The following is an 11,460-nucleotide window of genomic DNA, read 5'->3' as shown; positions in this document are numbered from 1 at the left end:
TTATGGATCTTGTCCTGCAAATACGGATAATACGTGAAAATTAGAGTTTATATTTGCTAGGTGGTATCACTGCAGGATGAAAACGCAAGATCCTTTCACGACCTAGAGGGGCCCTATTATAATAATCTGTGATAGTTGAACCTTCCTGAAAATGGAAGACGGGGGTTTTACTTAAAGTCGGCCATTTTTCTTAAAAATTATTACTTGACCTATTCCCCATTATACGCTGGCACCTTATGTTTCGCTGGTCCAGACTTTTTAAACTCTGGTATTGTTCAAACAACGCACTGCATACTCTTTCTTTTGAATCCTTAACCGATGCATCAGGTAACCCTACAATCACAAATGATTACCGATCCGTTCGAGCACTCACTTCCACCTTGAAACGATACCCATCCCCCTTTTAAGCCTACTGTCATAACGGTTGAAGTCAAGTAATCAACCCCTTTGGTGGGAACTCCCACTATTTTATGCAACCTAGACTCTCCGCACGATCTGGCACCTGTATTGCGCTAATGAGCAATAAGTGTCCAATTGTGGTTGACGGTTACACCCCAGTTCTGTTTGGACAGGATATTCTTTTCACCTTTTTTTCGACTAATTACGAACAAGTTATTTGATTATTTCTGTAAAGAAAAAAACATTCTTTCTCAAACTAAGTTCATTTGAACCATCTCATTTTTAAACAACTTTATAGAACGCTAACTGATTATGCAATAATGCGTCTCCTGGATGATTATGATTCAACAATTAAACAAGTTTTTTTATGCAATTTTTAATAAACTAATTTTCAATTGTACTCCGAAATGACAAAACCACTCGAAAGATGGTGAAGCGAAACAAAATGGGATAAATAATTAACAGATTCATCCATATTGAAGAATTTGACAAAAATAATAAGTAATTTTCCAATATAATAAATTCAACAACTCATTTAAAAAGCTCGTTGTAAACTCAACGGGTTATTTTTATTTACAAGAATGAATTGTAATTACATAGAAGACTTATACTGGAATATTTAAAGAAAAGAAATAAAAAAAGTGGCGAAGTAACAAGAAAATATAGTATTTTTTAAAATTTTTTTCAAACAATAGTAAAAGGAAAAAGAAGATAGGAGGAAACAAATGCCTAATCCTTTTGAAACTGTATGGAATACTTTAATGACTTTAGTTGAAAATGAACCAAAACAACCCCTCCATGTAGGAGAAGTAATGACTATTTGGACTTACTTAACGGTTCTTAATGAGGCAATAAGATACGAAGAAGTAGGGCTAAATACAACTATTGATAATGAACTAAAAGAATTACTTGTAGATGCTAAAAAACTATGCGAAAGTCAATCTCAAAGGTTATCGAGTTTTATGCAAAAAGAAGGAATACCATTACCTCCTAGCCAACAGAAAAAGCCAGTATCAGATCCAAATGAAATTCCACTAGGAGCTAAGCTTACAGATGATGAGATAGCAAATGGAGTATCTTTAAAAGTTGCAACTGCTGGAGTGGAATGTGCAATTGGTAATTCACAATCTATCAGAATAGATGTTGGTTTGATTTGGACAGAGTTTTATACGGAGATGTTAACTTTCGGAGCGACTACTAAAAGACTTTTACAAAAAAGAGGTTGGTTAAAAGTGCCACCTTATTATACCCCATCAGGATTACCTGAATAAAAGCCAACTAAGACTCTTTAACGAAAGGTGAGTGCATATTGTAGAAGGAAAGGTACTGATCTAAGCCAATTAGTACCTTTCTTAACGAAGAAGTATCAGTTAGGAGATTTACAAACATAAAGGGACCATCCCTCATCTCATACAAATCGTGTACCGTTTATGTTTACCCTCCATTCGATGCAAACGGTTCTTCAGGACACACTTTTACGCTTACTTTGGATTAAAATGGAAATTTAACTTAGATATAAATTTAGTCATTAAAAACTGCACCTCAATTGTTAGAGAGTGTCTAACAATCGGGTGCAGTTCAACTAAGGACTGACTCTTAATATCTATAGCTCTTCGGAATAATTGGTTGCTGATGATATACTTGTATTATCTTTACAAAGAATCACAGTAGACATAAATAAAAATAAGGTATTTCATCTGATCTAAACTAGCATTTTATTCAAACAAACACACTGGCTATATACATTCTTTAGGTGATTTTTTATTACGTATTGCTTTCCATGAAATCATTACATACCGAGCAATAATGAGATTATCTAAGAACTGCTGAAATAGAACAAATTGAAATTAGGGGTATTTGAACAGTTTCTTCGTCTTTTTATAACACCATAAAAAAAGGGCCAGACGATTATACCTTACTCCATATTCTTGTATTCAGATCAAAGTCTTCGATTATTCCAAAGTAAAAGCATAACTCCTAATAAATCTCTTCAACAGCCTTGTCGTTTAATTCGTGATTAATATTCGCCTCAAATTGATCTTTATGATTCCAAATGGATATAAACATACAGGTATCAACGAAAGAAATATTGATAGGTGCATATCGTCCTTTGCCTCTATTTTTAAAATTAAGCAAACTCTCCATCATACTGGATGAAAGAATGTAACGTGCTTCTCTTTCGTCTGATACGCGTACTTGAAACGCTTCATTAAAACTTTTATTATCTAGTTTGATAACTTGATTTAAGGTACCATTCTTCCACTCAAGCAGATTCTTACTTATTTGTGTCATGACCTTACCAACTAGGCTATTAGTCGATGACTATTCCCTGTCAGCACAGTAAGCCCTTCAAAATTCTTGTGAAAATCTGCAACAAAAAATACCCCTTGAAACATAATTGACTTATCTGTCATACCATCTGTACCAGCTTGCTCCTGGATAAGTTTAAGCTCCGAAAATTTAAAACTTGTTAAGCCTAGTTTTCCGACAAATAGATTTTCACCCTGTGTGGTAGAAATTTTGTAAGGAAATAGATTGGATCGATGAATTAACTCATCCTCTACGCGATCAGTTGGATAATATTCGCACTCATAAGTATATGATTCGTTCTCGTTAGGGAATCTGCAGAGTTCCGCCATCTTCTGAGTCAGAGGTGCAACGATTTTGCTCTTATATGCCGTTCGAAATTGAGTTGCAGCTTTCTTCTTCCGTACCCAATATACAATGGTCAAAATGATCAATACTGCAAATACAGGCGGAACGAAGTTAGGTGCATATAAGTAGCAGATGATATTCAATACTAGGGTACCTAATAAAATTAATCGCAGCGTCCTTCTCGAAGCTACTAATCGTCTTCGCAAATCTTCAATTTGAGCGAAAGACGAGGAGATTGTATGTTTAAGATCGTTATAAGCCGGAAGCAATGAACTCCCCTCCTTAATAAACTTGTCATATCCACATCTGTTTTTTTACAATATCAAGTAAATTTTCTGATTAAAATCCTGTGCTCTAACAATAAGATTCATGGGAATGTCAGCAATCCTAATCCTATTTTTTTAGCTTGTAAAGATTGCATTATATGTACGTCAACTTGCATATAATTTTTCCTCCAGGTTATTGTCCGTAAGTTGTAAATATATATAATTCATATGCTTTAAGCTTGGGATAGCTCTCAGTTTGTAAGTTGAGCCTAGTGTTTGTTCCAATTCTTCATAGTTCTTTATTTTTGCTTCTGTCGATTGTGGCTCTGAGAGGTCTTTACGAAACGTGTGACTTCCTGCAGCGTATCGCTCTCATATGTTGCATAAGCACATAACATTTTCTTAGATTATATAGTTAGTGATGCTATTTGTTACAAAATACTAATCTTAAGCCGATCTGTCACAACCAATCTATTCTTTGCAAAACATCAATAAAAAACAATCACATGAGGGCTCTGACGGAAAGATATAAGGTAAAAATCCATTACATCCTCAACAATATGGTGTGTAAAAATAACAGAGTTGCTTGATTTTTATAATTCTATACTTGGTGCTAGAAACTTCTTTATTTCATTCATTATTAAATATAGAAGGTATTGATCCTTTCCTTAATTTACTTATGTTCTAGATAGATATAAAACTTTTTTAATGATAGTGGGACAAATAAATATGATAATATCATCACACTAATATTTTCAAATTCACTCCACTGAATACTAATAAAAACATGAATTTGAACAAAGTTTAAATATGTAAGATAATTTTTCTCTTAAAGAGAGGTTTTTTCATTATTATATTTTAAGTCCGAATCTAGAATTATCTTAAATAGTTTTACTTAAATCCCTAATGTATCCTTCTTCCATTTTTACAATAGGCAGAAGAGGGCTGTTAATGAAATCACTAAAGCCTATAATAATCCCTTTTTGGTAATTTGGTAAAAAAAAGGGCTCGTTTATCTTAAAGATTGAGGTTCTATAGATGAATATTCTTATAATTTCCTCATCCAACATAGTTCCCCTATGCTCCCAAATATATTGCATTGCTTGATAAGAAACTAAACTGGTTTCCTCTATATATCCTCCAACAAGTTCATCATATTTTTGAGATATGGCAATAATTTTTCCGAATAAATGGATTTCATTTCCTTTTTTATTTTTGGGTGAACCAGTTCCATCAACCCGTTCATGATGATCAAGGATTCCAAATACAACATTTTTTCGTTTGCAAAATTGAGATGTAGAAATTGCTTCAATTGATTGCTTTATGTGATTAGCAAGTAAATCATGTCTCTTGCCGTGATTTAAATATACAACAAAATCTGATTTCGGGTATTTGATAAATCCGATATCAGCGAATAATGTTGCGATTGCTAATTCCACAAGTTCCTCATCATTTAATTCTAGAGTTAATCCTATCGAAATAGAAATGATCACAGTATTCATACTGTGTATCTTTAAAACATCATGAAACTCTCTCAATTGTTTAAATAGAATTTCAAGAAGTGGATCCTTTTTTAATGTTTGAAAAAATAACTCTTTTACTTTTGGAACTCTCTTTAATAAATAGGTTGAATCAAAGAATCGTTCCAGATTTCTCCATATAGGAGAGTGAATAAATTTGTCAAAAATAGATGTTATATGGAGATTGGATATAAAAGCTCTTTCATCCTTATAATTGAGTATATCTAATTCAGTTTTAATATATATACTGAGTAAATTAGCAATACTTTCAAGCTCTTTTATAAACTTTTCATTCTGATAAATCTTCTGTACTTCAAAGGTTTCTAAGTCATTAATGCTAGACACTATAAGAATCTGAATATTTGAAGGAAACTGCTTTTTGAGAGTAATTAGAATTGAACTAGTCAATTCTTTGTATCTAGTCAAGAAAAGCAACCCATCTGTACGGTAAAGAGGATGTAAAATAATATCTCCTTGCAGAAGTTCATTAATGTATTTCTTTTTATAAATTGTCATAAGTCATCACCCCATTATAATCTTATCAAATTTTGCGTCTATTTATAAAAATTACTAATAACTTAGGTAATCTTTTTTTATTAATAAGTAAGGTGTGATTTAAGGAAATTATTTAACATGTAGATTTTACCTATTTTGTTAAATGCATTAAGGATAGATTTTTTTCCATTCACATACTACTTAAGCATATATAAATGATTTCCGCAGCTGTAACAAATTTAAAAACAACCCATATTTTTGGAACCAATCTTTATTTCATATGTTGCTGAATCATTTATCATGTAAATTTCCTAATAAAATAAAGAACCATTTTCATTAACATTTATATACTGTAAGCGTAAAACATCATGGGTTAGGAGTGTATAGGAAATGAATGAAGAACTTCAAAAGTTATTTAATAATTTGATTCAAATTGAACATGTATCAACGACTTTATATCTTGCCATGTCTTCATATATGGGGAGATTGAACTTAACAGGTATGGCTCACTGGCTGAGATTGCAATCGGAGGAGGAAAGAAAACACATGCTTTCCTTAATTGATTTTGTTGTGGATCGGGATGGTACTGTCCAACTGAGTAGTATTCCTGCCCAGCCAAGTGACTATGGTATGCCGTTAGAGACTTTTCAAAAAGTGTTAGCTCATGAACAATTTGTTACAAATTCTTATCGTCAAGCCTATAACTACGTAAATCAAATAGACCCGCAGGCTGCTGTCATTATACAAGATTTTTTAAGAGAACAAATCGATGAGGAAGCACAAGCAAAAACAATTATTGATCGACTTAGACTTGCTGAGAGTAACCCTTCTGCACTTTTATTATTGGATCAGGAATTAGGAGCGCGAACAGCCACAAAAACTGCTTCAGCAGCAGGATAAACTTGAAATTGCTCTAACACACTCTACACAAGATATGCATAGACTTAAATGTTTTTATGGGAATTATTCACTATTTCCAACCATTCTTTATAGAATAGTTTTGTTTATTTCAGCTGTATTTTTAAACAAACTTCCTATAATCTAATTTTACCTTTTACAAATTCATTTAGTTAGATAAGTATAGACATTCTTTAATAGGATTAATCTAATTAAATGGACATTTTGGGAATATAATATATGTTATTGATTCTTTAGACAAATTACATCTAGAGGAGATGTTATTTTTCATTTTTGTACCCGTGAAGGAGAAAACTGCATCCTTTGGAATTTTTTTATAAAAATGATGCCGATTGGAAACCGTAGTTATCTAAAAATCAATGTGGAGAACTATTGTATTATCAATAGCTCCCCACATTGATGCTTAGATAACCACATAATGTTAGTGGTATCCCTCTTTGTATTTCAAATCAATCTTGTATAAAAAACTTCTTCAGTGTTCCAACAAGCTTTTATAAATAGTAGGAGAAAGTATTAACTTATCAAATATCTACTCTATCCTTCAGTATGGTAGAAATATGATACAGACATTCAAGAATAGTATATGCTTCAACAATTCCTTTTGATTGTCTCATGTCTATTTTATAAAAAAGTTTCAGGGTTGCTATGAACATAGCAACTAGAGTAGGTGTATTTATTTTATCCAATACTTCTAATTCGTGCATGTATATCTCCTCCTCAACACATTAGTATTATACTAGTGTGTTTTAAAATGGGCATAGATGAATTTATTGTATTGCCACTAGTTCAATAGGATTATCAAAACAACTCATAATTTTTTGTCTAAGTTTTATCCAAAAGCTCTCTTTTAATGCTCTCTTTTTTCATTAGCACAACAAAATCTTTATCTAGATTTGACTTAAAGTAAGTTTCAATCAACACTTCATCCCTAATATTTTTCATGATTTTCCCCTCTTTAATTGAAAAATATTGCAGAGTTTCTTCTTTACTTTTAAATTTATCTATTTTGTTCGAATTACTTTAATTTAAATTGATTAGATGAGACTAATTAATAATTTATTTTCAGCTATATGTGCTTGAATTTCAAATGTTTTTGATATATCTCTATCTACCGTTAAGCATATATTTTATGATTTTTCTTATAGGTTTTGACTGTGTAAGCGCAAAATTTAAAGCCGAAATTTTCAGGGTAGCAATTTGTACTGAATTTTAAAACTTCAGAATGATAAAACAGTTACCATTCAAAGGTAATTTATAGTACCTACTTCTTTAGAAGTACGCTATATTCTTCTCTTATCACAGATTTTTGCCACTTTATTTGCTCTTTCTGTTCTTGTTCTTTTAAATGAAGTTCGATAGTTATTGGATCTTTGTTTTTTATAGGTTTCTTTTTAACCAAAGTACACTCCTCCAAATATTAAGTATGGGTTTTTATTAACTCTATATGCTTAGCTATCTTTTGATCCAAATATTGGCTTATCTCAAGGACTAATGAGTCATCTATTCTACCAGTTTGATCTCGAGCCATGTACATTAATCTTCTTAAGATATAAATATCCTTATTTATCATATCTAAATAATTTTCCCTACAAAAATCTCCATCCAAATTACATTCCCCCTTTATTTATTAGGAGTAAACTTTGGTAACATGTGGGCATATTTTCATAACTTAGCCCCTATAGTTTGCGTCACCATCTATCGAATGTTTTTGCCATTTTGCATTTAAGTGCAACTGGTTTATAAGGAAAACGGAGCTGATAAGTTAAATATACTATGTTTTCAGAATATTCACAACTATTTAGATTTATTTTTCGACATTTTTTTACAATCAAAATTTTATTGAATATTAAAGCTTACTCATCTGAAATAAAGTCAATACCGTTATCCTAATTTACATTACTCTTAATATTGAATAATTAAGATACAATTAGTAGAAAATAAAATATAAAAAATGATAGGAGTAAGTATATGTTTAATAAATTATCATCTTCACAGGGTGATGCAGATTCTACTGATAGGAATGTGAAATCTAAGGAAGGGAATTTTTTATCTAAAATTAATGACCTTAAAATGTATTACCCAGATTTAGTAGTCAAGACAATTTAAAATTTCCACCTAGTATATATAGGTTATTTAATTGATGATGAAGAATTGGTAAGATTTGTAATTACTCATTTACAAAATATAAGTGAGAGTGAAATTAATTTCGAATTAATAAAATCTAATTTACCAATTGGAAGAATCGAAGAAGCTAATGATCATAATGGGATTGTTGAGCAAATACTAAAAGGATTTATTTGTATTGTTATTTCTAATCATCAAAGAGTAGTAATGATTAACTTGCAAAAAAATTTAGAAAGAGCCATCCAAAGTTCAGAAAATGAATCAACTATTTTTGGTCCTGATTCAGCCTTTACCGAATCATTGTCAACAAATCTAGCTTTTATTAAAAAAAAATTTAATGATGAAAATCTTATCACTGAGAAACTTGAAGCTGATACTAGAAATAAGACGGAAGTAAGACTTGTTTATATAAATGATATTGCAGATCCTGAAAATGTTCAGACTTTACGTCAAAGAATAAACGACCTTAAAGTAGATGATATTTTAGATAGTACGTATCTTTCACAGCTATTAGACGATGATTCAATTTCCCTTTTTCCTCAATTACTTATTACCGAACTTCCGGATAGAGTATGTTATATGTTATCAAGAGGTAAAATAGCTTTTTTAGTGAATAGAAGTCCAAAAGCAATTATTGCACCAACGTCTTTTTTGAATTTCTTTGAAACAACAGATGATGTATATACCCGCTGGAATATAGGAAGTTTTTTAAGAATTATCCGATATGTATCAATGTTGTTGTCCATTTTATTAACTCCAATGTAAGTTGCTGCTTTAACATTTCACTATCAAGTTATTCCCTCTGCACTTTTAGTTTCTCTAGGAGAGTCACGAGCTAAGGTTCCGTTTCCACCCGTACTTGAGGCATTAATTTTAGAATTTATTTTAGAGTTATTACGTGAAGCCGGAGCTAGACTACCAACAAAAGTTGGACAAACAATGGGGATTGTAGGAGGTATTGTTATTGGACAAGCTGCCGTTGAAGCAGGTTTTACTAGTAATATTTTAGTTATTATTGTTGCATTCAGCGCATTAGGTACATTTACAGCATCAAACTACATGATGGGGGCAGTTATAAGAATTATTCGATTCCCACTTATTATTTTAGCTGGATTTTGGGGTGGATTTGGAATTGTAATCGGACTCATTTACATAATATTACACTTATTAAATCTAACAAGTATTGGAAGACCGTATCTTGTTCCAATATTTCCTTTTAGAATCACTGATTTAAAGGATTCCTTTATACGTTTGCCTATTTCTTTTTCAAGTAAAAGACCTTTATCTAATCGTCCTGTTGATGAATATAAGTTTTCTCCTAAAAAGGGCAAAGAGAAAAAAGATATAGACGAATAGTGAGGGGCTAAAGTGAAAATGACACCTAACATACCAAAGTATTTAATGTTTAATTCATTTCTTGTATTTTTCATTATTCACACAACACAGATGGGAATTGGTGTTGCTGGTGTTCAAAGAATCATCTATAAAGAGTCGAAACAAGATGCTTGGATTTCAATTATTTGGCATCATTTGTCATTCATCTGGTAGTGATAGTAGCAATAAAAACCTTGAAATATTATCAATCTTACAATTTATTTGAGATTCATATTGACATATACGGAAATGTAATTGGTAATGAAAAATGTCGATAATATAGGAGGTGATGTTATCCTCAGATTCTCTTACTTTTGCTTCATAGTAATAGGTACTCCTAGGTAGTTGTAGGACTTCGCACATTTCTGATATCGAGTATTTGTGTTGGTTATTCTTGATTACATTTACTTTCGTCCTAGTATCAGCGCGGCTTGCTTTAAAATATCGTTCTCCATTTGAAGTTGCTTAATTTCTTTTCGGAGTTTATTCAATTCTTGTTCTTCAGGAGTCAGATTATCTTTTTCTTTGAAAGATCCAGAAGTCTGGTTTTGACTCACCCACTTATCTAAGTAAGAGGGGGTTAAGTCATATTCCCTGATAATATCCTTTCGTGCTTTTCCGTTAAGATAGAGTTGAACAATCTGTTCCTTAAATTCAGATGTAAATGTTCGGCGGGCTTTTTTAGTCATAGTAGATTCTCCCCTATAGTATTTACTGTAGTCTACTTGACCTTAAAGTACCTGTCCAACTAAGTGTAGCCTAACCAAACTTTATTTCATGTCGGTTGTTAAATATAAAATTATAGAACTTTATTAGATTTACATATCTCTGGAGTTGATTAATTTTGGATAAATCCAAACTTATGTTATTTGCAAGTATGTTATTTTATCTGGCTTCACTCCCATTATTAATTGGAGCATTTTTTTCAGCAAACAAGATTCCATTCGTTAGTTTAATTATCTTATTTTCCTCACTAGGATCCCTGTATTTAGTTTTACACACCAAGAACAAAACTTCTGTTAAGAACAAATAATCGACGAATACTACGAATGAGGGATTAGGAATATCTAATCCTTTTTATTTTGTAGGTATCATATTAATTCTTTTGTTATTTTCATTTTTTCTGGTAACTTATCCTTAATACCATCTGTCTATTAAAATGGAGGTAATCAAATATGAAAAAACTAACTAAATTACTTTTTTCACTAACCTTTATACTATTACTTAGTGGGTGTGATGATATTATTCTGAACACATTGCATAAGGATCCTTGTGCTTGTAGAGATACTGTCGAAGTACCTGAGAAAATTGAAAATAGGTAATAATTATTCTCTTTTTTTGCGAAAGATAATACAAAATTTGATTATTAATCTACAAAATCCCATATTTAACAAATACGTTTCTCCAAGCCCTAGACAATCTATCTTTTCGACGGCGGGCTATTGCTATACATTATTTAACTCTCAAGAGTTTCGACTCTGATTCTTCATCAATTGGATGCTCCCCCTACGGTATAAATACATTTCCTAGAAATGATGAAAACTCCAATTGTCAATGGATTTTTGGTCTATTAGACAATTTCGAAATTGTACTTCGCTTTAATATATTGAGCCTGCTGTTTTCGATAATTGATTTTGAGCCACTCTGATTATCAAAAAGTGAGGCACTATTCCTTTCAAAACTAGAAAATCTGGAATATCTTGACGTGG

General features: G+C 31.5%; 10 protein-coding genes, 2 pseudogenes and 1 riboswitch. Of the genes and pseudogenes, 4 read left to right on the top strand and 8 right to left on the bottom strand.

Features of this window, described 5'->3' with window-relative positions; genetic code table 11:
• The first annotated feature begins 1,124 nt into the window (after positions 1-1,124).
• A complete protein-coding gene (locus ACFSO7_RS21805; RefSeq protein WP_377879543.1) occupies positions 1,125-1,670 on the top strand; it encodes a DUF3231 family protein in 546 nt (181 codons plus the stop codon).
• Between the two features lie 706 nt (positions 1,671-2,376).
• Here ACFSO7_RS21805 and ACFSO7_RS21800 read toward each other — a convergent pair.
• The 3 genes from ACFSO7_RS21800 to ACFSO7_RS21790 all read right to left on the bottom strand — a co-directional run bounded on the left by ACFSO7_RS21800 (position 2,377) and on the right by ACFSO7_RS21790 (position 5,356).
• Positions 2,377-2,691 (bottom strand): DUF3137 domain-containing protein, encoded by a 315-nt coding sequence (locus tag ACFSO7_RS21800; RefSeq protein ID WP_377879542.1) that lies wholly within the window; start codon positions 2,689-2,691, stop codon positions 2,377-2,379.
• An 11-nt stretch (positions 2,692-2,702) separates the two neighbouring features.
• Positions 2,703-3,323, bottom strand: a complete 621-nt coding sequence (locus ACFSO7_RS21795; protein ID WP_377879541.1) for a hypothetical protein — start codon at positions 3,321-3,323, stop codon at positions 2,703-2,705.
• A gap of 878 nt (positions 3,324-4,201) precedes the next feature.
• The gene (locus ACFSO7_RS21790; RefSeq protein ID WP_377879540.1) at positions 4,202-5,356 is read right to left on the bottom strand and encodes an HD-GYP domain-containing protein; all 1,155 of its coding nucleotides are present in this window, start codon (positions 5,354-5,356) and stop codon (positions 4,202-4,204) included.
• 369 nt (positions 5,357-5,725) lie between these two features.
• Here ACFSO7_RS21790 and ACFSO7_RS21785 point away from each other — a divergent pair, with 369 nt between their 5' ends.
• Positions 5,726-6,235, top strand: coding sequence for a ferritin (locus tag ACFSO7_RS21785; RefSeq protein ID WP_377879539.1), 510 nt, complete (start codon positions 5,726-5,728; stop codon positions 6,233-6,235).
• 539 nt (positions 6,236-6,774) lie between these two features.
• Here ACFSO7_RS21785 and ACFSO7_RS21780 read toward each other — a convergent pair.
• From ACFSO7_RS21780 to ACFSO7_RS21765, 4 genes are all read right to left on the bottom strand, one after another.
• Entirely contained in the window at positions 6,775-6,957 is a 183-nt protein-coding gene (locus ACFSO7_RS21780) for a hypothetical protein (RefSeq protein ID WP_377879538.1), read from the bottom strand.
• Positions 6,958-7,075: 118 nt separating this feature from the next.
• Positions 7,076-7,195, bottom strand: a complete 120-nt coding sequence (sda, locus tag ACFSO7_RS21775) for a sporulation histidine kinase inhibitor Sda (RefSeq protein ID WP_377879537.1) — start codon at positions 7,193-7,195, stop codon at positions 7,076-7,078.
• A gap of 319 nt (positions 7,196-7,514) precedes the next feature.
• Positions 7,515-7,652, bottom strand: coding sequence for a hypothetical protein (locus ACFSO7_RS21770; protein WP_377879536.1), 138 nt, complete (start codon positions 7,650-7,652; stop codon positions 7,515-7,517).
• 18 nt (positions 7,653-7,670) lie between these two features.
• The gene (locus ACFSO7_RS21765; protein ID WP_377879535.1) at positions 7,671-7,859 is read right to left on the bottom strand and encodes a Spo0E family sporulation regulatory protein-aspartic acid phosphatase; all 189 of its coding nucleotides are present in this window, start codon (positions 7,857-7,859) and stop codon (positions 7,671-7,673) included.
• 33 nt (positions 7,860-7,892) lie between these two features.
• A riboswitch (cyclic di-GMP riboswitch) is annotated at positions 7,893-7,976 on the bottom strand.
• A 401-nt stretch (positions 7,977-8,377) separates the two neighbouring features.
• Here ACFSO7_RS21765 and ACFSO7_RS21760 point away from each other — a divergent pair.
• A pseudogene (locus tag ACFSO7_RS21760) lies at positions 8,378-9,733 on the top strand (spore germination protein).
• A gap of 18 nt (positions 9,734-9,751) precedes the next feature.
• Positions 9,752-9,925, top strand: a complete 174-nt coding sequence (locus ACFSO7_RS21755) for a GerAB/ArcD/ProY family transporter (protein ID WP_377879534.1) — start codon at positions 9,752-9,754, stop codon at positions 9,923-9,925.
• A gap of 90 nt (positions 9,926-10,015) precedes the next feature.
• Here ACFSO7_RS21755 and ACFSO7_RS21750 read toward each other — a convergent pair.
• Positions 10,016-10,440, bottom strand: a pseudogene (locus tag ACFSO7_RS21750) (transposase); the annotation flags it as partial.
• Positions 10,441-11,460: the final 1,020 nt, after the last annotated feature.

The organism is Bacillus sp. CGMCC 1.16607 (assembly GCF_042683745.1).
In the GTDB taxonomy this organism is placed as follows: domain Bacteria; phylum Bacillota; class Bacilli; order Bacillales; family Cytobacillaceae; genus Pseudoneobacillus.
The sequence above is the reverse complement of the archived record's forward strand: the minus strand, read 5'-3'. Positions and strand labels throughout refer to the sequence as shown.